The organism is Aeromonas intestinalis, assembly GCF_054052485.1.
In genome coordinates, this window is record NZ_JBSTYK010000005.1 from 1 (window position 1) to 25,335 (window position 25,335).

A 25,335-nucleotide genomic window follows, 5' to 3' on the forward strand; every position below is an offset into this window, starting at 1 on the left:
CCCAATCTCCTGCGGCGTACCCACCCCCTGCGCCCAAAAAAAACCACCCGCCCCCCCCCCCGGCGCCCTCTTCTCTTTTGGCGATAGACTCGCTCGCTCCAATCACTCCTCTCTGGGCAGGCCCGCATGCAGCGCCGCTTCCTTGTTCATGGCCCGCCACATCAGCAGGGCCAGCACTGTGCTGCAGGTCGGCAACGCCAGCCAGACCCCGGCCACTCCCCACAGCGAGGAAAAGCCCCACAAGAAGCCGCCGATCAACACCAGCTTGCCGCCGGTAAGCAGGGAGGCGATCCTGGCCCGGTTGATGGCCTGGAAGTAGACGGCCCCCACCAGCAACAAGCCCTCCATGGGCAATCCCCAGAAGTAGAGCCAGATGCCGAGGGTGGCCACCGGCAGCAGGGCCGCATTGTCCCCCGCAAACAGATAAACCACTGCCTCAGGCCAGATATACAGCGGGATCATGCCACAGAGTGCCACCACCACAGTCACTCCCAGTGCCAGATTGCGTACCCGCAGCACCCGCTGCCAGTGGCCGGCCCCCGCGTTGAAGCTGGCGATAGGCTGGATGCCCATGGCGATCCCCTCGAAGATGAGATAGAAGAAGGCCTCGCTGTAGCTGAGTACCCCGTAAGCCGCCACGTGCAGCGAGCTGCCCACCGCCAGCAACGCCTTGTTGTGCAGTGCCAGCACCACGGAGAGATAGAGATACATCAGGAAGCTCGACACCCCGAGTCGCAGGGTTTCCCCCATCAGCCGCCAATCCGGTATCAGCGTGTCCCAGCGGATGCACAGTTGGCTGCGAGGGGTGAAGAAGTGCCACAGACAGAGACCGCCGGTGACCGCCTGAGAGAGCATGGTGGCGATGGCCGCCCCCGCCAGCCCCCAGGGGATCACCGCCATCAGCAGGTAGTCGAGCAGCACGTTGAGCACGCCGCCCCCCACCAGGATCCAGGTGGTGAGGCCGGGGCGACCGTCGTTGCGCAGCAAGGCACTGAACGCCATGGAGAGCACGGCGAAGACCCCGAGCCAGGCGTACCACTTCAGATAAGCGAGGCCGGCCTCGAAGATGACCCCCTCAGCCCCCATCCAGGCCAGCATGGCGCCGCCATAGCGAATGCCGACAAAGGTGAGCAGGACCGAGGCGATGAGCACCATCACCAGCGCATTGCCGACGATATGGCGAGCCCTGGCTTGCTCCCCCTTGCCCAGATAGAAGGAGGCCAGGGAGGAAGAGCCCATGCCAATCAGCGCTCCCACCGCATAGAGCACGGCGCAGATGGGGTAGGCCAGCATCATGCCTGCCAGGCCATCCTGCCCCAGGATATGACCGATGAAGATGCCATCTATGGTGACATAGATGCCGGTGACCAGCATGGCCGCCACCGTCGGCGTGACGTAGCGAAGGAAAAGACGGGACAGGGGCGCCGTGCCCAGATCAAGGGTGGACATTCAGATGCTCAGCAACAGGGGGAAACGCGCAGGATAATAGCCAAACAAAACCCTTTTCACCCGTTATTTATGTTGGGAATCATTAATATGGAAAACTTTACCCACCCCCTCCCCTGCTTTAGGCTAGGGCCAACTCTCATGAACGGAAACGTGCGCCATGTTGCAACGCCTGCTCTGTCTGATGCTTTGTCTCAGCCTGCTCCCCTTTTTCGCCAAGGCCGACGATGCCATCACCCAGGTAGAGGAGCTGTTGCAAAACGTTCCCAAGACCGATAGCCCGGAAAACCAGCAACTGAGGGAGAGCTACCAGCAGGCGCTGCAATACGCCCGTGATGCCGAGCGTTACCGGGAACAGGGCAAGGTTTATCAGCAGATCCTCATCGACTACCCCAAGGAGTCCGCTCGCCTCAAGGAGAGTCTGCACAACTACCAGCCCCAGTCTCGCCCGTCCCTCTCCTCCCTCAAGGAAGATGCCCTGCGCCAGGCCATCAGTCTCAGCAGCAACCGGCAGCTCAACCTGCGCAAGGAACGCCAGGGGGTGACCGATGCCCTCAACCAGCTGGAAAGCACGGGCCAGGAGTATCACCAGCGGGTCGACGAACTGCGCAAACAGCTGCAGCAGACCCGCGCCCAGCTCGACCGGCTGAGCTTTAGCAATGGCTCGGATCGATTGCAGGAGGCCCAGCAACTGGCGACCCGGCTCAAGGAGCAGAGCCTCTCCGACCGGATCCAGATGCTGGAACTGGAGCAACTCTCCGCCCAGCAGCGCAACGATCTCGGCAAGCTGAAGTTGCAAGAGCTCAACCTCGCCATCACCGACGAGGACGAGTGGCAGGCCAGCCTGCTCGCCCAGCAGAACCTGCTGCGGCGGGAGAAGACGGAACTGGCGCTGGCCGAGAGCGAGCGCCTGCGCAGGCAGCTCACCTCGGATCTGCCCCTGTTGCAGGAGCAGCAACAACAGAACCAGGCGCTCTCCATCCAGCTTGGTGCTCTGGAGGATCAGATTGAGCGGGTGCAGGATGAGCAGCGCGGGGTCGACAAGTCCCTCTCCGGCCTGAACGACCTGGTCAATTCGGTGCGCGAACAGCTGGAATGGCTGCAGATCAGCAACGCCTATGGGGAGAACCTGCGCAGCAAGCTCGCCGATCTGCCCGCCTACTTCCCGCTGGACAAGCTGGAGTCCGCCATCGTCAAGGCCCGCATGGCCAAGTACCAATATGAGACGGAGCAGGATGCCCTCAAGGATCCCGCCCTGGTGCGCAACCAGTTGCTGGACGGCGTGAGCCTGGACCGGGCCCAGCGATCGGTGCTGGACAATCTGCTCAAGGCCAGGCGGCAGTTGCTGACCCGTCTCAACGATGCCTCCGATACCCTCATTCAGGAGCAGACGCGCCTCAAGCTCATCTACAGCCGCCAGAACAGCAAGATCGACGAGGTGCGCGAGCTCAGTGCCAGCCACCTGTTCTGGATGCCGGACGTACGTCCCCTGAGCCCCGCCGTACTGCTCGGCGTGCCCGCCGCCCTGGGACTGGCGCTGGATCCGGTCAACTGGCTGCAACTGCCCAAAGCCATCGCCGACAACAGCCCCATGAGCCTGACCCTGGCGGGTCTCGGCCTGCTCGGCCTGCTCTGGTGCTGGGTGAAGCTCGCACGCCACCTGACGGAGTATTGCCAGTACATAGCCCCGCGCATCGGCAAGGTGACCCAGGACAAGTTCAGCCTCACCAACCGGCTGCTGATCCGCTCCCTGCTGGCGGCCCTGCCCCTGCCTGCCATGGTGCTGATGCTCCACGGTCTGCTGGATGGCGCCTGGCAGTATCCGTTTGCCGTCGCGGTGGCCCGGGGCCTCGGCGAGATCTGGTTCCTGCTGCTGGCGCTGCTGGTGGCCCGCCACCTCACCCTGGACAAGGGGATACTGATCCTCCATTTCCGCTGGCAGAAAGAGCGGGTACAGCGGGTCTGGGGCCAGTTCCGCACCCTGCTGCTGGTACTGATCCCCTGCTTCTTCGTGCAGGGCATGGCCAGCAGCTATCAGGAGCACGCCTTCTACGACTCCCTCGGTCGCCTCTCCTTCATCATCGGGGCGCTCTGGCTGTTGCTGTTCTTCGCCCGCCTCAACCGGGAGCGGTTGCCGCTCACCTGGGGCCAGGCCGACATGAGCAAACCGCACCTGCTGCACCACTTCGTCTGGAACAGCCTGATGCTGGCCCCGCTGCTGGCGGTGCTGGGCTCCCTGTTCGGCTACTTCTACACCTCCCGCACCCTGCTGCGCCAACTGGAGCTGAGCCTGCTCACCGGGCTCGGCTGCCTGCTCTTCTACTATCTGGCCCATCGCTGGATGCTGATCCAGCGTCGTCGGCTCGCCTTCGACCGCGCCAAGCAGAAGCGGGCGGAGATCCTGGCCCAACGGGGGCGGGATGAGGATGACTTGAGCTCGGAGATCCCTGACGTGATCGACGAACCCGAACTGGATCTGGACACCATCAGCGCCCAGTCCCTCGGCCTGGTCCGTACCCTGCTGATGCTGGGCTTCACCATGCTGCTGGTGGTGCAGTGGGCGGATCTCAATTCGGCGTTCAGTTTCCTCAGCAGCATCGAGGTGTGGCAGGTGAGCAGCAAGGTGGCGGGTATCGAACAACTCTCCGCCATCACCTTGCAGGATCTGATGCTGACCGCCTTCGTCTTCATCCTGACCGTGGTCACCGCCCGCAATCTGCCGGGGCTGATGGAGCTCACCCTGCTCCAGCACTTGAGCCTTTCCCCGGGTACCGGCTTCGCCCTCACCACGGTCAGCAAGTATCTGGTGATCCTGATTGGTGCCCTCACCGGCTTCTCCATGCTGGGCATCGACTGGTCCAAGACCCAGTGGCTGGTGGCGGCCCTCTCGGTGGGCCTGGGCTTCGGTCTGCAGGAGATCTTCGCGAACTTCGTCTCCGGCCTCATCATCCTGTTCGAGAAACCGATCCGCCTCGGCGACACCGTCACCATCCGTGACCTGACCGGCACGGTCACCAAGATCAAGACCCGCGCCACCACTATCGTGGATTGGGATCGAAAGGAGATCATCGTTCCCAACAAGGCCTTCATCACCGAGCAGTTCATCAACTGGTCCCTGTCTGACGCCATCACCCGGGTCAAGCTGCGCATCCGCATCGGCCTGACCCAGGATCCCAAGCGGGTGCAACAGTTGCTGGAGCAGTGCGTGCAGGAGTCCACCCTGGTGCTGGATACCCCGACCCCGGAGGTGTTCCTCATCGAGTTCACCGACTCGGCCCTCATCTACGAGATCCGGCTCTACGTCAACAACATGGATCACCGCATGCCGATCACTCACGAGGTCCACTCGCTGATCCTGGACAAGCTGACCCGGCTCGGCATGCATCTGCCTCACCAGCAGATCGATATCAGGATGAGCCGGGAATAACAGTGGGCCCGGCCCAGAGAGAGGAGTGACATCCATGCAGATCATTGCCCATAGAGGTGCCAGCGGGCTGGCGCCGGAGAATACCCTCAAGGCCATGGCAGTCGCCATCGAGCTTGGCGCCGGGGCCATCGAACTGGACGTACAGTGGGCAGATGGCGAGCTCTGGGTGTTCCATGACCGGCGGTTGGAGCGCTGCACCGATGGTCACGGGGTGCTCACCGAACAGTCGACCGCCTATCTGATGAACCTGGATGCGGGTCAGGGGGAATCGATCCCGACCCTGTGGCAGGTGATGACCCTGATTGCGGGGCGCTGCGATCTGCATATCGAGCTCAAGGGAGCCCACACCGCAGAGGCAGTGGCCGCCCTGACCCACCGCGCCGAGGCTGAGCTCGGCTTCACCCCGGCCCACTGGGTCATCTCCTCCTTCCACCATCCGGAACTTGCCCGCTTCAAGGCATTGCGGCCCGAGCTCAGGATCGGCGCTCTGATCGCCAACCTGCCGCTCCAGCTGGCCGAGTTCGCCGAGCGACTCGGGGCCTGGTCCCTCAACTGCGACGTGGACTTCGTGGATGCGGAGCTGGTGGCGGACGCCCACCAACGAGGGTTAAAGGTCCTGGTCTATACGGTCGATGAGATGAGTGACAGAGACACACTCGCAGCCATGGGTGTCGATGGCATCTTTACCAACCGACCAGATCGATTCAAGTGAGTATTTACGCGCCCTGGCGGGCCATGGGGAGGTGAAAAAAACTGAAAATAAGTGCGCATCGGGATACATAAAATGCACGGCGGGCCGATACAAATTTGGCCAATAACAATATAAAGCACCGCAGATCTCAGACTGACGCTCACAAGGATGTAACCATGAATCTATCGATCAAGAACAAGCTGGTCCTGGCCATCGGGATCATCATTTTGCTCATTACCGGCCTGCAGGTCTGGTACAACACCACGCAACTGCGCAGCGAGACCCAGCGCCTGATCTGGAGCTTTATCGACGACAGCTCCGCCGCCAACGTCAAGGGGATCTCCCGCTGGCTCGACGCCCGCATCAGCATGGTGACTTCCACCAAGGAGGCGTTTGCCAAGGAGGACGAGCCCATCAGCCACCTGGCCCAGTCCATGCACGCGGGCAACTTCGATCTGGTCTATGCGGGCACCCAGGATGGCCGCATGATCCAGAGCAAGCCCACCGACCTGCCCGCCGGCTATGATCCGCGCCAGCGCCCCTGGTACAAGGACGCCACCGCGGCCGGCAAGCTCGCCATCACGGCCCCCTATGCCGACGCTGCCTCGGGCAACCTCATCATCACCATCGCCGAGCCCTTCACTCGCGGCAACACCCAAGGGGTGATCGCCGGTGACGTCTCCATCGACGGTCTGGTGAAAGACGTGCTGGCCACAAATTCGGAGGGCACCTACGCCATCCTGCTGGACAGCAACGGCACCATCATCGCCCACCCGGACACCTCGCTGACCCTGAAACAGGCCACCGCCCTCTCCCCGGACCTGACCCCCGCCAAGGTCAACGAACTGGCCCACGACAACACCATCTCCGAGATGGAGATCAGCGGCAAGGCGAGCGTGTTCGACTTGACCGAGATCCCCAACACCAACTGGTATTTCGGTATCGTCGTGGATGAGGCGGTCGCCTATCAGTCCGTCTCCCGCATGGTGACCTCGGCCTTGCTGCAGGGGCTGTTCACCATCCTCATCGTGGCGGGCTTCTCCTACGTCGCCATCAACGGCTCCCTGGCGCCGCTGAAGACCCTGGGCGAGGCCATCGCGGATCTCTCCCGTGGCAGCGGCGATCTGACCCGCCGCATCAAGATCGAGCGCCAGGACGAGGTGGGCGCCGTCGCCAGCCACGTCAACACCTTCATCGAACGCATCCACGTGATGGTGCAGGACATTTCCAACTCCTCCGGTCAGTTGAACCAGCAGGCCAGGTCCTCCCACGACATGGCGGAGAAGTCCAATCAGGGACTGGCGCGCCAGCAGAACGAGATCTCCCAGATTGCGACCGCGGTACACGAGATGTCCGCCACCGCGGTGGAGGTGGCCAGCAACGCCGAGCAGACCGCCGAGGCCGCCCGCAGCAGCTCCAGCAGCTGTGAACACGGCAAGCAGGTGATCGCCCGCAACCAGCGCTCCATCACGGATCTGGCGACCCAGGTCAAGCAGGCCTCCGGCATCATCCAGGAGCTGGAGAAAAATGCGCAGGAGATCAACACCATCCTCTCCACCATTCAGGGCATCGCCGAGCAGACCAACCTGTTGGCGCTGAACGCCGCCATCGAGGCGGCCCGGGCCGGCGAACAGGGCCGTGGCTTCGCCGTGGTGGCCGACGAGGTGCGGGTGCTGTCCCAGCGCACCCACAGCTCCACCGTCGAGATCCGCAGCATGATAGAGACCCTGCAGCGCAACACTCAGGGGGCGGTCAGCACCATGCACGAAGGCCAGTTGCTGGCTCAGAACAGCGTGGAAGATGCGAACGATGCCACCCAGGCGCTGGAGCAGATCACCACCTCCATCAACCAGATCTCCGACATGGCAACCCAGATCTCCAGCGCCGCCGAGGAACAGCGGGCGGTCACCGACGAGGTCAGCCGCAACATCCAGGCAGTCAAGGATGTCTCTGACGAGCTGGCGGTGGATGCGGACAGCTCCCGCAACCTGTCGGCCCAGCTCAAAAATATCTCAGGCGAGCTGAACAATCAGGTGGGCATGTTCCGGATTTGATCTCATTCCGACAAGATGACAGAGGGGGCCAGATGGGCCCTCTTTTTTAGTAAAACCCTTTTCATTTCAATGGTTATAATTGCCCTTCACCACCGCTATGCTGTGATCTGCCTCCCCCTTCGGCCAATGAGATGACGCATAAGAATCCCATCACGGCTATATTCGCATTACTTTTTCGAAGCCTTTTGGCCACAAACAAGATGTGAATAATTATTATTAAATTTTCTTGATAAAAAACTTAAAAACTTTATGGGAAATACCTAAAAAGAGAGGTGTTTCTCATTTTACTGAAAGAATAATACGTACAATCTTGGGGTTAAAGCAATGAAGGCAATGGCTGCGGCCGATCCGGAACAGCGATGGATGGCGATAACGACGGCATTTTTCTCCAAGGAATGGGGTGGTTTCAACGAAAACCACCATTGCCACGCACTAAAACAAAGCAGTTTGACTTGCATCAAGCCTGAATTTTTTTCATAGAGCAAAATCGTGCCTAGCAAATCTATCCCTAAGGAGGCAGATGTGGATATTATCAAGACCGATGTCGCCATCATCGGTGCCGGTGGTGGTGGCCTGCGTGCCGCTATCGCCATCGCGGAAGCTCACCCGGAACTGGATATCGCCCTGATTTCCAAGGTTTACCCGATGCGCAGCCACACAGTGGCCGCAGAAGGCGGCGCCGCCGGTGTCGTCCGTGACGATGACTCCCTCGAGAACCACTTCAACGACACCGTATCCGGTGGCGACTGGTTGTGTGAGCAGGACGTGGTCGATTACTTCGTCCACAACGCGACCAACGAGATGATCCAGCTGGAACACTGGGGCTGCCCCTGGAGCCGCAAGCCGGACGGCAAGGCGAACGTGCGCCGCTTCGGCGGGATGAAGATCCCCCGCACCTGGTTTGCCGCCGACAAATCCGGTTTCCACATCCTGCACACCCTGTTCCAGACCTCCATCAAGTATCCGAGCATCAAGCGCTTCGACGAGCACTTCTGCATGGACTTGATCGTGGAAGATGGCCGCGTGCAAGGTGTCCTGACCTTCGACATCCAGAACGGCATCACCCGCTTCATCCAGGCCAAATCCGTCATTCTGGCCACCGGCGGCGCCGGCCGTGTCTATCGCTACAACACCAACGGCGGCATCGTCACCGGTGACGGCATGGCGCTGGCCTACCGCCACGGCGTGCCCCTGCGCGACATGGAATTCGTGCAGTATCACCCGACCGGCCTGCCCGGTACCGGTATCCTGATGACCGAAGGTTGTCGTGGTGAGGGTGGCATCCTGGTGAACAAGGATGGCTACCGCTACCTGCAAGACTACGGTCTGGGCCCGGAAACCCCGGTCGGCCAGCCGAAGAACAAGCACATGGAACTGGGTCCCCGCGATCGCCTCTCCCAGGCATTCTGGCAGGAGCAGCAAAAAGGCCGCGTGATCCAGGGCCCCATGGGGGATGTGGTTCACCTGGACCTGCGTCACCTCGGCGAGAAATACCTCAAAGAGCGTCTGCCCTTCATCTGCGAGCTGGCCAAGGCCTACGTGGGCGTGGATCCGGTGAAAGAGCCGATCCCGGTGCGCCCGACCGCGCACTACACCATGGGCGGCATCGAGACCAATGGCCAGTGCGCGACCCGTATGCCGGGCCTGTATGCCCTCGGCGAGTGTGCCTCCGTCGGTCTGCACGGCGCGAACCGTCTGGGTTCCAACTCCCTGTCCGAGATCGTGGTGTTCGGCAAGGTGGCCGGTGAGCACGCCGCTGCATTCGCCAAGACCCAGGATCACGGCAACACCCAGGCCCTGGCCGCCAAGGCAGAAGCGCTCATCAAGCAGCATCTCGCCCTGCTGGACATCGACGGCACCGAGAACCCGGCCGATATCCGCAACGAGCTTGGCATGTCCATGGAAGCCGGGGTCGGTATCTACCGTACCGAAGAGCTGATGCAAGGCACCATCGACAAGATCAACGAGCTCAAGGCCCGCTACAAGAAGATCAAGATCAACGACAAGTCCTCTGTCTTCAACACCGACCTGCTGTACGCCATCGAACTGGGCTACATGCTGGACGTGGCCGAAGCCATGGCTCACTCCGCCATCAACCGTAAAGAGTCCCGTGGTTCCCACCAGCGCCTGGACGGTTATGAGGAGCGCGATGACGTGAACTTCCTCAAGCACACTCTCTCCTTCTACAACGATGAAGGGGCCCCGACCATCGATTACTCCGATGTGAAGATCACTAAATCCCAACCGGCAAAACGTGTGTACGGTTCCGAGGGTGAGAAACAAGACGAGGCTAAGAAGAATGGCTGAGATGATCGAAATTGAGATCCTGCGCTACCGACCGGAGCAGGACAACGAGCCCTGGATGCAGACCTTCCAGGTGCCCTACCTGAAAGAGATGTCCCTGCTGGACGCCCTGCAGTACATCAAGGATCAGCTGGACTCCACCTTGAGCTTCCGCTGGTCCTGCCGGATGGCGATCTGCGGCTCCTGCGGCATGATGGTCAACGGCATTCCCAAACTCGGCTGCAAGACCTTCCTGCGGGACTACCTGCCGGGCAAGATGACCATAGAGCCGCTCAACAACTTCCCCATCGAGCGCGATCTGGTGGTGGACATGTCCGACTTCATCGAGAAGCTGGAGAGCATCAAGCCCTACATCATCCCGAGCGAACCGCGCAGCCTGTGCGACGGCGAGTACACCCAGACCCCGGCAGACATGGCGAAGTATCACCAGTTCTCCATGTGCATCAACTGCGGTCTGTGCTACGCGGCCTGCCCGCAGTACGGCATCAACAAGAAGTTCACCGGTCCGGCGGCACTGGCACTGGCCTATCGCTACAACGCCGACAACCGCGACAGCGCGTCCAAGGAGCGGATGAAGATCCTGAGCCAGGACGAGGGCGTCTGGGGCTGTACCTTCGTGGGTTACTGCTCTGATGTCTGTCCGAAGGGTGTGGATCCGGCCGCCGCCATCCAGCTTGGCAAGGTCGAGAGCGCCAAGGACTACATGATCGCCATGTTCAAGCCGGATTGAGGAGTGAGACCATGAACAACACCCAGAGCAAACGTAAGCCCTACGTGCGCGAAATGAAGAAAGACTGGTGGCTGAAGAACGCCTTCTACACCGGTTACATGATCCGCGAAGGCACCAGTATCTTCGTCTCCATCTACGCCGTGGTGCTGATGTGGGGTCTGATGCGACTGGTTCAGGGTCAGGAAGCGTTCAACGGCTGGCTGGAATCCCTGCAAAGCCCGATCGCCATCCTGTTCCACGTCATCACGCTGGCAGCCTGCCTGTTCCACGCCAAGACCTGGTTCGCCCTGGCCCCCAAGGCCATGCGCATCTTCCGTGGTGAAGACCTGGTGCCGGAGAAGCCGATCGTCATCGCCCAGTACCTGGCACTGGCGGTGGTATCCCTGCTTGTTCTGATCATCGTGGCCTGAGGAGAAAATCATGAGACGTTCTGACGAACCCATCTACTGGGGTCTGTTTGGTGCCGGTGGCATGGTCGTTGCCATGCTGCTGCCGGTGCTGGTCCTCATCACAGGTCTGCTGGTGCCCATGGGCATCATGGACGTGGAGACCATGAGCTACGAGCGCGTGCTCGCCTTCGCCAGCTCCTGGTGGGGTGCCTGCATCCTGCTGGTGGTCATCGCCCTGCCCATCTGGCACGGCATGCACCGGATCTACCACGGTCTGCACGATCTGGGGATCCACACCACCAAGCTGCACCACTATGTGTTCTATGGCTTCGCTTTCCTGGTGTCCGCCATCACCGTCGGTCTGCTGATGGTGCTGGTATTCCAGTAAACCGATGCTGACCACTTGAAAAACCGGGCCCAGAGCCCGGTTTTTTTATGCCCAACGCTCCCGCCATCCGGACTCGCCCCTCCCTGACAACTTCCTGCAAATCAATATTCCAAATAACAAAAGATCCACACCACAAAACACTGATAAATACATCATTTCCAGTGACATGAATTGATAATTATCAATATTACAGTCAATAGCTCCAACATAATCAATCCCGAGTCAATATCTTTCCATATGGAGCCAAATCATGACTGACAAGAAACGCTCGGTGACCCTGGGCAGTTACCTGGCACTGGCCTTCGCCATCGTCTTCTTCTCGGGGCTATTGCAGTCCAATCAGTGGTACGGGGTGTTCGATTTCACCACCCTCAACGGATCGTTCGGCACCATGGTGCACAGCGTCAGCGACAGTGGCGACGGCATCAAGACCGCCATGACCGATATGCGGGGCAAGGGGGGCAACGGCGCCCGGGACGGCTTCCTGTTCGCCCTGACCCTGATCCCCACCGTGATGTTCGCCCTCGGCATGATCAACGTACTGGAGCACTACGGCGCCCTGGAGGCCGCCCGCAAGCTGCTGACCCCCTTGCTGCGCCCCTTGATGGGAGTACCCGGCAACACCGGCCTCGCCCTCATCGCCTCCCTGCAGAGCACAGATGCCGGTGCCGCCATGACCCGTCAGCTCAAGGATGAGAAGCTCATCACCCAGCGCGAGACCGACGTCTTCACCATGTTCCAGTTCTCCGCCGGCGCCACCATAGTGAACTTCTTCTCCTCCGGCGCCGTGCTCTTCACCCTGACCCTGGCGGACGGCACCCCGGCGGTGGCCTCCTCCATCGGCCTCGCGGTGATCGTGATGTTCGCCTTCAAGTTCGTCGGCGCCAATCTGTTCCGCCTCTACCTCAACCTGACCGAAGGCAAGTCCAGCGAGAACGCCCCCACTTCTGCCCAGGAGCAAGCCAAATGAGCCAGGCCAACGTCAAGAAACCCATCGTCACCGACATCTTCGTGGAAGGGGCCAAGAAGGGCTGGGTCATCGCCACCACCTCCACCGTGCCCAACGTGCTGATGGCCTTCGTCATCATCAAGGCGCTGCAGATCACCGGTGCCCTCGGCGCCATGGGCACGATTTTCGCCCCCATCATGGCCGTCTTCGGCCTGCCCGGCGAGGCGGCCGCCGTGCTGATCGGCGCCTGGATGTCCATGGGCGGTGCCGTCGGCGTGGTCATCACACTGTTCGACCAGGGCATACTGACCGGCACCCACATCGCCATCCTGGCCCCCGCCATCTACCTGATGGGCTCCCAGGTGCAGTACGTGGGCCGCATCCTCGGCTGCATCGGTACCGAGGGGCGCTACATCCCCATCATGATCGCCATCTCCGTGCTCAACGCCTTCGGCGCCATGCTGGTGATGAACCTGATCCTCTGACGCTCCCCACCCAACAAAAAAGCCAGCCGCGGATAACGGCTGGCTTCTGTCATTGAGGCGAGCTGAGGTGAGGACTACGCCTGCCACAGGGCCAGCAGGGACGCCGGGATGGCGCCAAGGCGCAAGCTCGGGGTCTGGTGCCAGTCCGCCAGCTTCTGGATGGCGTTGAGGAGATCCTGGGCCAGACTCTGGCTCACCTTGACCCCGCCCTCCAGATAGAGGCTCTTGACCTCGAACACCCCTTCCTTGCGATGGGCCTTGGCGTCCATCCTGCCCACCAGCTTGCCGCGACGCAGCAGGGGCAATACGAAGTAGCCGTACTGGCGCTTGGGGGCCGGGGTGTAGCACTCGATGCGATAGTCGAACCCGAACAGCTCGCTGGCCCGCTTGCGATCCCACACCAGGGGATCGAAGGGCGACAGCACGGCGCTGTGGGTCGCCTTGAGGGTCCCTGCCTGCGCCCGCGCCAGCTCGTCTGCCAATGCGGCGTGCACGAAGGCGCCGTGCTGCCAGCCTTCCACCCGCACCGGCAACAGCTCCCCCTCGTCCGCCAGTCGATGGAGCAGCTCATCGTACTTGCCCCTGCGCAGTCGATAGTAATCCGCCACCCAGCCGGTCTTGACCAGCCCCAGCGCCCGGCAACTGGCGCGCACCATGTCTCGCTGCACGCGCTCCTTGCTCGGCAAGTCCCGGCCGTCGTCCCAGTCCGGGCGCACCCGCTCGGCGAGATCGTAGATGCGCTGGAAGTTGTGGCGCTCCTTTACCATCAGCTGGCCGGCGGTGAACAGCACCTCCAGGTGGCGCTTCTCGGGTTTCCAGTCCCACCAGCCATTGCCCTTGCCCGCCTTGCGCTCGAAGTCGCTGGCCCGCACCGGCCCGCTCGCGCGCACCCGCTCGAGGATCTGCCCTATCTCGTCTTGGTGGGTCTCGAGCCACTGGGCGGAGAACTTCCAGCCCATGGCGGCGGGATCCAGCATGCGGTGGCGCAGCAGCCGGTAGTCCTCACGGGGCACGAAGCAGGCCTCATGGGCCCAGTATTCGAAGATCTCCCCTCGCGCCAGCAGGCTGTCCAGCCAGCCGGGTTCGTACTGGCCGAGGCGGCTGAACAGCACCAGATAGGGGCTGCGCGCCACCACCTGTATGGTGTCTATCTGCAGCAGCGCCATGCGGCGGATGCAGGCCAGCACATCGGCCGAGGTTGCCTTGCGTCTGGGGGGCGTCAGCAAGCCTTGAGCGGCGAGTTGCAGGTGACGGGCGTCTTGCAGCGAGAGATGGGGGATGGACATGGCAATACCGGCTCCTTGGTAGCAGGTCATCAGCATGCCCAACTCGGCGGCAAATGGAAACGGCGGCCTCAGGGTTTGGTGAAGATCACCACATCCTGATGGGGGAACGCGACCCCGGCCTGCCAACGGCTTCCCAGGGTGTGAAAAGACGCCTCGGCGAAGAAGGTGATGTGGGTGGGATCGTGGCGATAGCGCCAGGTTTTGAAGCGATCGTCCCCCAGCACCCGCTGGGTCTGCAGTACCAGCACGCCGCCGGGTTTCAGGCAGTGCCAGAGCCCGTCCAGCACGGTCCTGGGGTCGGCCAGGTGCTCGATCACCTCGGTGCTGGTGATGAAATCATACTGGCGGTTGAGCAACTCGGGTTCGTCGGCATAGAACTTGTCGTAACCCGCCATCTGGTAACCCGCTTCCCGCCCCATGGCGATGAGGGCCGGCCCTGGGCCACAGCCAAAGTCCAGACCGCTGGCAGGGGGCGATACCCGGGACAGCACCTCCCCGAAGGCCCGCATCAGAAACCCGCGATAGCCGGGATCGTCCACCCGGTTGTCGTGACCGTCATAGACCGCCTTCTCCGCCCCGGCATCCAGATGATCCGCCGCCTCCAGCCAGACCAGTTCGCAGCCCTGGCAGCGATGGTAACGCTTGCCCGCCACGGGCAAGGGGTAGCTGTGGGGATGCTCGCAAAGCGGGCAGGAGGGGGAGGCAGACATCGTGGGTTCTCGCTGTGGGTGAGCTCGGTGTTGATGGCCCGCAGGTTGCCTGCCCCGGGCGGCACTGACAAGGTTTTTTACCCTGGGTTGCCCCGGAAAGAACCAAGATCCTCTCTCATCAAGCCCTTAAGCCTCTCTTAAGCCTCGCCCGTTAACCTGGGGCATCATGGGCAAGGCAGCGATCCCCCGATGATCGCCCCTGCCTGCTCACCCCTTCGGCTGGCTTATCGATGGACACCTCACCATGAACCTGCAAGGAAAAACCGTGCTGCTCACCGGCGCCAGTGGCGGCATAGGGGAGGCGCTGGCCCAGGAGCTGGCGGAGCAAGGAGCACACCTGTTGCTGCAAGGACGCAAGGGGAGTGCGCTGGAGCGCCTGCGCCGGGAGCTTCCCCATCCTGAGCGCCATCAGATAGCGATCGCCAACCTCGCCCAGCCCGGCGAACGGTCCCAGCTGTTGCAACATCCGGCGCTGGACAAGGGGCTGGACGTGCTCATCAACAATGCCGCCACCCTTCAGTTTGCCTGGCTGGAAGATCAGAGCATGGAGCAGGTGGAGCGCCAGTTGCGTCTCAACGTGGAGGCCCCCATCCAGCTAACCCGCGCCCTGCTGCCCCGGCTGCGCAAGCCCGCCATCATCATGAACATCGGGGCCAATCTCGGCGGCGTCGGTTATCCGGGTTACAGCGTCTACTGCGCCAGCAAGTTTGCCCTGCACGGATTCAGCGAAGCCCTGGGCCGTGAGTTGGCGGGGGCCGGCATCCGAGTTATCCATTTCGCCCCGCGCACCACCCGCACCCGGCTGGACTCCGAGGCCGCCTACGCCATGCACTTGGCCATCGACACCCCCATCGACAGCCCCTATGACGTGGCCGAGCAGGCCATCATCGCCCTGTGCAACGAGACTCGTCGCCGCTGGCTGGGCTGGCCAGAGGGGCTGATGGTTCGCCTCAATGCTCTCTGCCCCTGGCTCATCGACTGGCAGATGGCCCGCAAGGCGCCACTCATCGAGCGTTATGCCCGCCATGGGCCCGCTGGCGATACGGAGCACAACGCCAGGTAAGGGTCGCCACCTGTCACCCCTTATGATGTAAACTGAGGCCGCCCACCGCTGTGGCGGCCCGACCTATGGAGAAAAACGACGATGCGGATCCTGCTGGTGGAGGATGATGTAATGCTGGGGGATGGCATGCAGGATGCTCTGCGCCACAGCGGCTACACGGTGGACTGGCTGCAACTGGGGTTGCCGGCCCTCGCGGCCCTCAAGAGCGATGCGTTTGCCGCCATGATCCTGGACCTCAACCTGCCGGACATCGACGGCCTCAGCCTGCTGCGCAAACTGCGCCGGGAAGGCCATCAGCTTCCGGTGTTGATCCTCACCGCCCGCGATGCCCTGGACGACAGGGTGGTCGGGCTGGACGCCGGTTCCGATGACTACATGGTCAAACCCTTCGCCCTGCAGGAGCTCAATGCCCGCCTGCGGGCCCTGGTGCGCCGCAGCAAGGGACAGGCCCAGGCCATGATCAGCTACGGCGAGATCCTGATCCAGCCAGACGCCCAGCAGGTCAGCTACCGGGGCGAGGTCGTCAGGCTCACCCCCCATGAGTACAAGATCCTGCTGGAACTGGTAAGCCACTCTGGCCGGGTACTGAGCAAGGAGCAGTTGCAGCAGAGCCTCTATGGCTGGGACGAGGGGGCCGAGAGCAATGCGGTGGAGGTGCACATCCATCACCTGCGCAAGAAATTCTACCCCGAGCTCATCCGCAACATTCGCGGCGTCGGTTACATAGTGCCGACCCAGGACAATCCAGTAGCGGGCGCCCAGTCATGACCCGGGTCCACTCCATCCGCCGCTTCCTGCTCTCGGGCATTCTGGCCCTGGTCAGCGTTAGTCTCGCCGTCAGCGGTTTCATCGGTTATCTGGAAGCCAACCACGAGATGGAAGAGCTGTTTGATGCCCGTCTCGCCCAGTCTGCCCGCATCACCAACCAGCTGCTTAAAGGCTACATGGCCCAGCACAGCCGCTTGCCCGAGGGCGGCGCCATCTATCAGGAGTGGGAACAGAACGCCCCCGAGCCCTACCAGAAGGACACCAGCCTCAATCTGCTGGCACGGGATCGGGAGTTCACCCCCTATGGCCATGAGTTTGAGCGCAACCTCTATTTCCAGTTGCTCAACGAGCAGGGGGAGATCCTGGTGCGCTCCCCCAGCGCGCCGACCCAGCCGCTGACCACCCTGGAGCGCGGCTTCAACAGCGAGACCAAGGATCATCACGAATGGCGTACCTTCACCCTCTACAACGAGGAGGAAGGCACCTGGCTCATCGCCGCCGAGCGGGATGACGAGCGTGGTGAACTGGCCAGTACCATGGCCACCCTGACCATGCTGCCCCTGTTCATCACCCTGCCCTTCCTGCTCGGCCTGCTCTGGTGGCTCATCTCCACCGGGCTCTCTCCGCTGCGCCAGGTGGCCCTGGCCATCAGCGAGCGCCACCCCGCCAACCTGAGCCCCCTCAACTTGACCATCAAGGCCAGGGAGCTGACGCCCATCGTCAACGAGATCAACCGCCTGATGCACACCCTGGCGGACACCATAGCGCGGGAGAAGCAGTTCACCAACGAGGCGGCCCATGAGCTGCGCACGCCGCTCGCGGTGCTGCGCATTCACAGCGAGAACCTGATGGCCGCCGAGGATCAGCAGGAACGCGACCAGGCCCTGCACAAGATGCTGCTGGCGTTGGATCGCAGCGATCGGCTGATCCGCCAGTTGCTGACCCAGGCCCGCATCGACAATAAGCAGTCCCTGGCCCTCACCCCCCTCGATCTCAGCACCCTGCTGCAAGGGGCCCTCGCCGCCCTCGCCCCCCTGGCGATCAAGAAGGGGCAGCAGCTCTCCCTTGAGGGGGAAGAGCACCTGCAGGTGATGGGCCAGACCGTGTTGATGGACCTGATGTTCAGCAACCTCATCGACAACGCCCTGCGCTATACACCGGCCGATGGCGAGATAGCGGTCGTGGTCACGGCGGAGGGGAACCGGGTCAGGGTCGACGTCAGGGACAGCGGCCCCGGCATCCCGGCCGCCGCCCTCTCCCGCCTGTGCGAACGCTTCTTCCGGGTCAACCCCCAGCAAGGGGACGGGGTGGGCCTCGGCATGGCCATCGTCTCGCGCATCGCCGAGCTCCATGGCGCGGGTCTGGACGTGCACAACCGCCCCCACGGCGGTCTGGAGGTCAGTATCTGGCTTCCCATCCCTCACGCTGCCGCCGCCCCAGCCCGTCAGCCCCAATAGAAAACGGCCCCGCGGGGCCGTTTTCATTCACAAAAAGCGAAGGGATCAGTCGCAGCTCGGCTGTACGGTGAAGGTGCGACCGGAGTCCACCGGTCCCAACTCGGCCAGCAGGCGCCGCCCCAGCAATACCGGATAGTTCATGTCGCTGCGATCCCGCAGGGTGAACCACTCCTTGTAGACCTTGTCACCGAGACAGATGGACATGGTCACCGTGGGCCGCTCCTCCATGCCCCCTGCGCCGCGCACGGTGACGGTGCGCTCAACCGGTCGCTCCAGCGTCTGGCGCACCTCCTTGTCGGTATTGGCATCGGTCAGCACCAGAGAGAAGCGTACCCAGGGCTTGCCATCGCGTTTGAAGTGTTGCAGCGAGCGCGCATCCATCGAGGAGGTGAGAGCGCCGGTGTCGAGCTTCATTTTCACCGCCACCCCCTTGTTCGCACGGGTATCCGGCATGATCAACCCCTTCTCGACCCAGCCGTAGACGGTGGGGGCGGCCTGGGCTGCCACAGGCAGGCAAAGCAGGGTCAATAACAGCCAACTGGCCTTGTGTGATCCGGGCATGATCTTTTCCTCATCGGGCTCGGCCTCTGGTGGCTCGCCCTGTCAGAGTGAGCAGACGCAAGGGGAGTGTCAACTGGCAAGATCCGCGCAGCAGTCAGGGGTGAGCAATGGGCGAGGGTTTGGCCAAGTCCCGCGACAGCGGCTGACTCCGGGGAGAAAAAATGGGCAACGAGGAGATGAGATGGAGCCCTGACGTGGCGCTGGATGACATCCGTCGCTGAGCTCAGGTTGTGACGCCAAAGGCTACCACAAGGATTTGCAAATTATCAGTCTTGTTCTGACGGGATTTTTGCCTAGACTGTTGTAAACCGGAGGCCTTGAAAACCTGCGGTTTTTTTGCGCCTGCCGATAATTTGCCACTGCAAAGTGACGCACCAACAAGGCTCAAAAAGGAATTCTCAATGCGTATCGAAGAAGACTTGAAGCTCGGTTTCAAGGATGTACTGTTCCGCCCCAAGCGCTCTACTCTCAAGAGCCGTTCCCAAGTCAGCCTGACCCGTCAATTCACCTTCAAGCACACCCAGACCCAGTGGCAGGGGGTACCCGTCATCGCCGCCAACATGGATACCGTGGGCAGTTTCGCCATGGCAAAAACTCTGGCCAGCTTCGAGATGATGACGGCGGTGCACAAGCACTACAGCCTCGCGCAGTGGCAAGCCTTCGTGAACGAGACCGACCCGGCCTTGCTCGGCCACGTGATGGTCTCCACCGGCACCTCGGAGGAGGACTTCACCAAGACCCGCCAGATCCTGGCCATGTCCGACGCCTTGCGCTTCATCTGCGTAGACGTCGCCAATGGCTACTCCCAGCACTTCGTCGAGTTCCTGCGCAAAATTCGCGAAGCCTGCCCGAACCACGTCATCCTGGCAGGCAACGTGGTCACCGGCGAGATGGTGGAGGAGCTGATCCTCTCCGGCGCCGACATCGTCAAGGTGGGCATAGGCCCGGGCTCGGTCTGCACCACCCGAGTCAAGACCGGGGTCGGCTACCCCCAGCTTTCCGCCATCATCGAGTGCGCCGATGCGGCCCACGGCCTTGGCGGCCAGATCGTCGGTGACGGCGGCTGCACCTGCCCGGGGGATGTGGCCAAGGCCTTTGGCGGCGGGGCCGACTTCGTGATGCTGGGCGGCATGCTGGCGGCCCACGAGGAGTGCGGCGGCGAACTGGTGGAGGTCGATGGCTCCCCCTTCATGAAGTTCTACGGCATGAGCTCATCCAGCGCCATGGACAAGCACGCAGGCGGCGTCGCCGACTATCGCGCCTCCGAGGGCAAGACGGTACTGCTGCCCTACCGCGGCCCGGTGGAAAATACCGTGCGCGATATCCTCGGCGGTGTGCGCTCCACCTGTACCTATGTCGGTGCCAGCCAGCTGAAAGAGCTGACCAAGCGAACTACCTTCATCCGGGTGCGGGAGCAGGAGAACAACGTCTACGGCAAGGAGTAACGCCCGCTTAGGCCCCGCCGCCGACCGTTAGAAGCCAAGCCACCGGTGTGCTACCCTGCGCACCGGTTTTTTGCATCTGGATGCCCTGACATGACCCCCTCCCTCCCCCCGTTTGACTGGGATATCTTCTGCACCGTCGTGGACAATTTCGGCGACATCGGCGTCACTTGGCGGCTCGCCCGCCAGTTGCAGCAGGAGAATCATGGCCTCGTCAGGCTCTGGGTGGACGATCTGGCGAGCTTCGCCCGCATCTGCCCCGGACTGGATCCGGCACTGGACAGCCAGTGGGTGGAGGGCATCCATGTCCAGCACTGGCACGATGTCCTGCCCGCCGATGCCATACCTGCCAGGGTGGTGATAGAGGCCTTTGCCTGCACGCTGCCCACCCCCTTCATCGAGCGCATGGCCCAGCAGAGCCCCCCGCCCTGCTGGATCAACCTGGAGTACCTCTCGGCCGAGTCCTGGGTCGAGGAGTGCCACGCCCTCGCCTCCCCCCAGCGGGTCGGCAATCAGAGTCTCGACAAATACTTCTTCTTCCCGGGCTTCACCGCCAGAACCGGAGGACTCTTGTGCGAACAGGGGCTGATTGCGGCGCGAGGGCAGTGGCAACAAGATGAGGCGGGGCTCGATGCCTACTGGGCCAGCCTGGGACTGCCCCCCAAGCAGGCGCACGAGCTGCGGGTCAGCCTCTTTACCTACGAGAGCGCGGCGCTCGGAAGCCTGGTGCAGAGCTGGTGCCAGGGCGCCACCCCGGTCACCCTGCTGCTGCCCCTCGGGCGCTCCCTCAATGACGTGCTCACCGGTGCCGGGCTGGAGGAGGCCATCACGACAGCCAGCGCGGGAGATCGGCTGCAAGCGGGTAACCTTTGTATCAAGCTGCTGCCGATGACGGATCAGGCCGGTTACGATCGACTGCTCTGGAGCTGCGATCTCAACCTGGTGCGCGGGGAAGACTCCTTCGTACGGGCCCAGTGGGCTGCCCGCCCCTTCCTGTGGCACATCTATCCCCAAGACGATGAGGCCCACATCGCCAAGCTGGACGACTTCCTCGCGCACTATCTGGCGGCGCTGCCCGCAGATGCGGCCCAGTGGCTGCGCGATGTCAGCCACGCCCTCAATCACGGGCACGATGTCGGCGAACTCTGGGCACAATGGCCACAATACGCCACAGTTTGGCAACAACATGCGCGAGCCTGGTCACAGAAGCTGCTCGTCGACGGGGATCTCGTCACTCGGCTGGTGAAATTTTTAGAAAGCCGTATATAATCTGGCAGTTTTTATCTGCCCGTATACGAACAGGAATTTTTACATGAAAACCGCACAGGAAATCCGCGCTGGTAACGTCGTCATGATCGGTACCGAGCCGATGGTGGTCCAGAAAGCCGAATTCAACAAATCCGGCCGTAACTCCGCCGTGGTCAAGATGAAGCTGAAAGGCCTGCTGAACGGCAGCGCCACCGAGACCGTATTCAAGGCTGACGACAAGCTGGAAGTCGTTCAACTGGAGCGTAAAGAGTGCACCTACTCCTACTTCTCCGACCCCCTGTATGTCTTCATGGATACCGAGTACAACCAGTACGACGTCGAGAAAGACAACCTGGGTGACGCGCTGAACTACCTGGTAGACGGCATGGAAGATCTGTGTGAAGTGACTTTCTACAACGAGAAAGCCATCTCCGTAGAACTGCCAACCACCATCGTTCGCGAAGTGGAGTACACCGAGCCGGCCGCCCGTGGCGACACCTCCGGTAAAGTGACCAAGCCGGCCCGCCTGAAGGGCACCACCTACGAGCTGGCCGTTGCCGCCTTCGTAGAGATCGGCGACAAGATCGAAATCGATACCCGTACCGGCGAGTTCAAGCGTCGCGTCAACTAAGTTGACTGCGAAGCCAGTTCGGACAAAAAGCGAGCCCAAGGCTCGCTTTTTCTTTATCTGCCCTAGGTTCGCGGCTGGTTCAGCCCCGGTCAATGACCCCAGGCCCAGGATCAGAGAAAATGCCATTGCCCCTTTTCATTGGCCACAATTGCGGCTACATCATGACATCAGGTTTCTTCTTCATCACAGGCGCCCTATGACATCTTCTCAAAAAATCCTGCTGCTGTTGCTCACCCTGATCCTGCTGGCACTCTCCGGCTGGCAACCCTATGACCGGCTGACCTGGCTGCTGGAAATCGTCCCCGTACTCATCGTCATGCCGCTGCTGATCCTCACCCACAAGCACTTCCCCCTCACCACCCTGCTCTATCTCGGGATCACCGTGCACGCCGCCGTGCTGATGCTGGGGGGGACCTATACCTATGCCAGGGTGCCGCTGGGTTTCGACCTGCAACAGTGGTTTGAACTCAGCCGCAACCCCTATGACAAGATTGGCCACTTCTTCCAGGGTTTCGTCCCCGCCCTCGCCTGCCGGGAGATACTGCTGCGAGGTCACCATGTGCAGGGCAAGCGCATGCTGGCGTTCCTCGTCATCTGCGTGGTGCTGGCCATCAGTGCCAGTTATGAGCTGATCGAGTGGGGAGCGGCCCTCGCGCTCGGTCAGGGAGCCGACGAGTTCCTCGGCACCCAGGGGGATCCCTGGGACACCCAGTCCGACATGTTCTGTGCCCTCGTTGGCGCCATCAGCGCCCTGCTGCTCCTGACTCCCCTGCACGACAGGCAGCTCGCCAGACTCACTTGCTGAGGGCTGAGGGGAAGGGATGGCCCTTCCCCTGTCAGCACGATCCTGTCGCGTCATCGCACGTTTCCCTTCAGAAAACGGGCCCGCCGCCGCTAACCCAGTGAACCGGGGAGCGCCTATGGTCAAATCATCCTTACTGCTGTTGTTGAGCCTGCTGGCAAGCACCACCGTGCCGGCCAGCGAGATCACGCCCCCAGCCCCCCTCGATCACTGGCAATCGGGGGACTGGCAGGGTCTGCCGGACAGCACCCAGGTGGACAAGCAGCGGGTCTTGTTCGCCAGACACAGCAGCGACAACTACCTGGGGCTCGCCATCCTGTTGCCGGACTGGCAACGCAGCGGCCAGCTCTGGCAGCTGACCCGGGATCTCGGCCGACTCGGCTTCGATACCCTCTTGCTGCTCCCCTCCCCCCAGCAGTTCGAACTGGATCCGGCGGCCGAGAAGAAACAGGCATCCATCGACAGCTTCCGCCAGCAATTCGCCGAGCGGATCGTCAAGCTCAGCGACGCCAAGTTGCAGGAGGGGGGCTTCAAGCTGTTGTTGGCCCAGGGCACCAGCGCGGCCTGGGCCGCCAACCTCATCACCAGCGAGCAACTGCCCGCCCCTGACGCCCTGGTGCTGCTGGATGGTTTCTTCCCCAATCCGCAGAGCAATCAGACCCTGGCCAAGCAGGTGGCCCAGGTCAGTATCCCGACCCTGGATCTCTATCAGGAGGAGGGGGCCCGCTGGCCCCTGCTGGCGGCCGAGGCCAGGCGCAGCGAGAGTCGGCGCAGCCACAAACTCAACTACCGCCCCTACGCCCTGATGGCGCTCGACGAGACCCCAGGTCGCATCCAGGGCTGGCTGACCCATCTCGGCTGGATCTGAGACATCCAGCAGCGACGGCGGCCACAGGCTGCACTGGTCAGCCTGCCCCCCTTTTTGGCATCATGGCCTCATCAATGGCAGGAGGCTTCATGCAGCAAATCGTGTTTCTCGACAGCGACACCCTGGACGCCGGCATCAAGCTGGGTCGCCCCGATTTTCCCCATCACTGGCAAAGCTACCCCACCACGGCGCCGGATCAGGTGGTGGAGCGGCTCCAGTGCGCCAGCATCGCCATCATCAACAAGGTGCGCATCGGCGCCGCCGAGCTGGCCAGGCTGCCGGATCTCAAGTTGATCGCCCTGGCGGCCACCGGCAGCGACAACCTGGATCTGGACGCCTGCCGCGCGGCTCAGGTCGCGGTGTGCAACATTCGCAACTACTCGGGCCCCTCGGTGCCCGAACACGCCATGGCGCTGATGCTGGCCCTGTCGCGCAATCTGTTCGCCTGGCGCCAGTCCCTGCTGGAAGGCCGCTGGCAGCAGAGCGGTCAGTTCTGCTTCTTCGATCACCCCATCTCGGATCTTCACGGCAAGCGTCTCGGCATCATCGGCAAGGGCACCCTGGGCCAGGCCCTGGGTCAACGGGCCGGCGCCATCGGCATGGAGGTCTTCTACGCCCAGAGCCAGGTCGGGGCGCCCGGAGACGATGACCGCCTGCCCCTTGAGACCCTGCTGCAGAGTTCGGATGTCATCAGCCTGCACTGTCCGCTGACCCCCTATACCCGTCACCTCATCGGTGAGCGGGAGCTGGCCATGATGAAACCGGGCGCCCTGCTCATCAACGTGGGGCGCGGTGGCCTGGTGGATGAACAGGCATTGCTGATGGCGCTGGCCAACGGCCGGCTCGGTGGCGCCGGCTTCGATGTGGTGAGTCAGGAGCCGCCCCCGCCGGATCATCCCCTGATGCGGGCCCTGCAATACCCGAACTTCATCCTGACCCCCCACGTGGCCTGGGCCAGCGATGAGTCGATGCAGCGCCTCGCGGATCAGCTGATCGACAACATCAACGCCTTCTCTCTGGGGCGCCGTCAGCACCGCCTGGTCTGAGGGCCGGGATCAAAAAAGGGGCCCGGGGCCCCTTTTTTGATGTGCAGATGCAATCAGTCATCGTCATGCCATCTGTGCTTGCGGTGTTTCTTGTACTTCTTGTGGTGCTTGTGATAGTGCCTGTCGTCGTAATAGCGATCGTTCTTGCTCTCGTGACCGTCACCGGTGCGCGCCCCGATGGCGGAGCCACCGGCACCGCCGATGCCGGCCCCGATCAGGCGACCGGTATCACCCCCTACGCTCTTGCCGATGGCGGCGCCACCCAGGGCACCGACCGCACCGCCAAGGGCGGCCTCGTTCTTGTTGCCTCTGTCGGCGGTCGCCGCGCCACCAGCCGCGCCACCGAGGGCGGCCCCTACCAGGGCACCGGTGTCACCACCGAGCTGCTTGCCTATCATGGTGCCAGCCACCCCGCCAGCCCCGCCGCCGAGTATGGTATTGAGGGTTTCCGAAGCCTGCGCCGCACCGCTGGCCAGCATCAGTGCCCCCAACAGCGCCATCGCGCCCATGCCGTGTTTTTTCGCGTCCATGGAGTACTCCTGTCAAACCTGATTGATTATTTTCCTGCACTATACAAAGCGCCGGACGCT

23 protein-coding genes are annotated in these 25,335 nt (G+C 62.3%); 18 read left to right on the forward strand and 5 right to left on the reverse strand.

The window, feature by feature from the left end; translation table 11 throughout:
* Positions 1-102: 102 nt before the first annotated feature.
* Positions 103-1,449, reverse strand: a complete 1,347-nt coding sequence (locus ACW5W7_RS07530) for an MATE family efflux transporter (RefSeq protein WP_456501310.1) — start codon at positions 1,447-1,449, stop codon at positions 103-105.
* A gap of 157 nt (positions 1,450-1,606) precedes the next feature.
* Here ACW5W7_RS07530 and mscM point away from each other — a divergent pair, with 157 nt between their 5' ends.
* From mscM to ACW5W7_RS07575, 9 genes are all read left to right on the forward strand, one after another.
* A complete protein-coding gene (gene mscM, locus ACW5W7_RS07535) occupies positions 1,607-4,873 on the forward strand; it encodes a miniconductance mechanosensitive channel MscM (protein ID WP_456501311.1) in 3,267 nt (1,088 codons plus the stop codon).
* A 34-nt stretch (positions 4,874-4,907) separates the two neighbouring features.
* Positions 4,908-5,585 (forward strand): glycerophosphodiester phosphodiesterase, encoded by a 678-nt coding sequence (locus ACW5W7_RS07540; RefSeq protein WP_456501312.1) that lies wholly within the window; start codon positions 4,908-4,910, stop codon positions 5,583-5,585.
* A gap of 155 nt (positions 5,586-5,740) precedes the next feature.
* Positions 5,741-7,618: a methyl-accepting chemotaxis protein gene (locus ACW5W7_RS07545; protein WP_456501313.1), complete on the forward strand. Its 1,878-nt coding sequence runs from the start codon at positions 5,741-5,743 to the stop codon at positions 7,616-7,618.
* Positions 7,619-8,140: 522 nt separating this feature from the next.
* Entirely contained in the window at positions 8,141-9,925 is a 1,785-nt protein-coding gene (gene frdA, locus ACW5W7_RS07550; protein WP_456501314.1) for a fumarate reductase (quinol) flavoprotein subunit, read from the forward strand.
* Positions 9,918-10,652, forward strand: coding sequence for a succinate dehydrogenase/fumarate reductase iron-sulfur subunit (locus ACW5W7_RS07555; RefSeq protein ID WP_349919062.1), 735 nt, complete (start codon positions 9,918-9,920; stop codon positions 10,650-10,652). The genes frdA and ACW5W7_RS07555 overlap by 8 nt, the downstream gene beginning before the upstream one ends.
* A gap of 11 nt (positions 10,653-10,663) precedes the next feature.
* A complete protein-coding gene (locus tag ACW5W7_RS07560) occupies positions 10,664-11,062 on the forward strand; it encodes a fumarate reductase subunit C (protein ID WP_456501315.1) in 399 nt (132 codons plus the stop codon).
* 10 nt (positions 11,063-11,072) lie between these two features.
* A complete protein-coding gene (gene frdD, locus ACW5W7_RS07565) occupies positions 11,073-11,429 on the forward strand; it encodes a fumarate reductase subunit FrdD (RefSeq protein ID WP_100861283.1) in 357 nt (118 codons plus the stop codon).
* Between the two features lie 250 nt (positions 11,430-11,679).
* Positions 11,680-12,399, forward strand: coding sequence for a nucleoside recognition domain-containing protein (locus ACW5W7_RS07570; RefSeq protein WP_456501316.1), 720 nt, complete (start codon positions 11,680-11,682; stop codon positions 12,397-12,399).
* Positions 12,396-12,863: a YjiG family protein gene (locus ACW5W7_RS07575; RefSeq protein WP_456501317.1), complete on the forward strand. Its 468-nt coding sequence runs from the start codon at positions 12,396-12,398 to the stop codon at positions 12,861-12,863. The genes ACW5W7_RS07570 and ACW5W7_RS07575 overlap by 4 nt, the downstream gene beginning before the upstream one ends.
* Positions 12,864-12,937: 74 nt before the next feature.
* Here ACW5W7_RS07575 and ACW5W7_RS07580 read toward each other — a convergent pair whose 3' ends face one another.
* Together ACW5W7_RS07580 and ACW5W7_RS07585 are read right to left on the reverse strand one after the other, a co-directional pair.
* Positions 12,938-14,149 carry a winged helix-turn-helix domain-containing protein gene (locus tag ACW5W7_RS07580; RefSeq protein ID WP_456501318.1) on the reverse strand — a complete coding sequence of 404 codons (1,212 nt, stop codon included), beginning with the start codon at positions 14,147-14,149 and terminating at the stop codon, positions 12,938-12,940.
* 68 nt (positions 14,150-14,217) lie between these two features.
* A complete protein-coding gene (locus tag ACW5W7_RS07585) occupies positions 14,218-14,859 on the reverse strand; it encodes a class I SAM-dependent methyltransferase (RefSeq protein ID WP_456501319.1) in 642 nt (213 codons plus the stop codon).
* Positions 14,860-15,103: 244 nt separating this feature from the next.
* On the opposite strand from ACW5W7_RS07585, the gene ACW5W7_RS07590 reads away from it, so the two are divergent.
* From ACW5W7_RS07590 to ACW5W7_RS07600, 3 genes are all read left to right on the forward strand, one after another.
* Entirely contained in the window at positions 15,104-15,922 is an 819-nt protein-coding gene (locus tag ACW5W7_RS07590) for an SDR family oxidoreductase (protein WP_456501320.1), read from the forward strand.
* An 81-nt stretch (positions 15,923-16,003) separates the two neighbouring features.
* Positions 16,004-16,690: a response regulator gene (locus ACW5W7_RS07595; RefSeq protein WP_456501321.1), complete on the forward strand. Its 687-nt coding sequence runs from the start codon at positions 16,004-16,006 to the stop codon at positions 16,688-16,690.
* A complete protein-coding gene (locus tag ACW5W7_RS07600) occupies positions 16,687-18,147 on the forward strand; it encodes an ATP-binding protein (RefSeq protein WP_456501322.1) in 1,461 nt (486 codons plus the stop codon). The genes ACW5W7_RS07595 and ACW5W7_RS07600 overlap by 4 nt, the downstream gene beginning before the upstream one ends.
* Positions 18,148-18,192: 45 nt before the next feature.
* On the opposite strand, the gene rloA3 is transcribed toward ACW5W7_RS07600, so the two are convergent.
* Entirely contained in the window at positions 18,193-18,708 is a 516-nt protein-coding gene (rloA3, locus tag ACW5W7_RS07605; RefSeq protein ID WP_456501323.1) for a retropepsin-like aspartic peptidase RloA3, read from the reverse strand.
* Between the two features lie 401 nt (positions 18,709-19,109).
* Here rloA3 and ACW5W7_RS07610 point away from each other — a divergent pair, with 401 nt between their 5' ends.
* The 6 genes from ACW5W7_RS07610 (at position 19,110) to ACW5W7_RS07635 (ending at position 24,745) form a co-directional block, all read left to right on the forward strand.
* Positions 19,110-20,153 carry a GMP reductase gene (locus tag ACW5W7_RS07610; RefSeq protein WP_456501324.1) on the forward strand — a complete coding sequence of 348 codons (1,044 nt, stop codon included), beginning with the start codon at positions 19,110-19,112 and terminating at the stop codon, positions 20,151-20,153.
* A gap of 90 nt (positions 20,154-20,243) precedes the next feature.
* The gene (gene earP, locus ACW5W7_RS07615; protein WP_456501325.1) at positions 20,244-21,419 is read left to right on the forward strand and encodes an elongation factor P maturation arginine rhamnosyltransferase EarP; all 1,176 of its coding nucleotides are present in this window, start codon (positions 20,244-20,246) and stop codon (positions 21,417-21,419) included.
* 43 nt (positions 21,420-21,462) lie between these two features.
* Positions 21,463-22,029 carry an elongation factor P gene (gene efp, locus ACW5W7_RS07620; RefSeq protein WP_349919081.1) on the forward strand — a complete coding sequence of 189 codons (567 nt, stop codon included), beginning with the start codon at positions 21,463-21,465 and terminating at the stop codon, positions 22,027-22,029.
* A 196-nt stretch (positions 22,030-22,225) separates the two neighbouring features.
* A complete protein-coding gene (locus ACW5W7_RS07625) occupies positions 22,226-22,834 on the forward strand; it encodes a DUF2238 domain-containing protein (RefSeq protein WP_349919083.1) in 609 nt (202 codons plus the stop codon).
* A 115-nt stretch (positions 22,835-22,949) separates the two neighbouring features.
* The gene (locus ACW5W7_RS07630) at positions 22,950-23,699 is read left to right on the forward strand and encodes a DUF3530 family protein (RefSeq protein WP_349919085.1); all 750 of its coding nucleotides are present in this window, start codon (positions 22,950-22,952) and stop codon (positions 23,697-23,699) included.
* Between the two features lie 89 nt (positions 23,700-23,788).
* Positions 23,789-24,745 (forward strand): D-2-hydroxyacid dehydrogenase, encoded by a 957-nt coding sequence (locus ACW5W7_RS07635; protein WP_456501326.1) that lies wholly within the window; start codon positions 23,789-23,791, stop codon positions 24,743-24,745.
* A gap of 53 nt (positions 24,746-24,798) precedes the next feature.
* Here ACW5W7_RS07635 and ACW5W7_RS07640 read toward each other — a convergent pair whose 3' ends face one another.
* On the reverse strand, positions 24,799-25,275 hold the full coding sequence (locus tag ACW5W7_RS07640) for a hypothetical protein (protein ID WP_456501327.1): 477 nt from the start codon (positions 25,273-25,275) through the stop codon (positions 24,799-24,801).
* Positions 25,276-25,335: the final 60 nt, after the last annotated feature.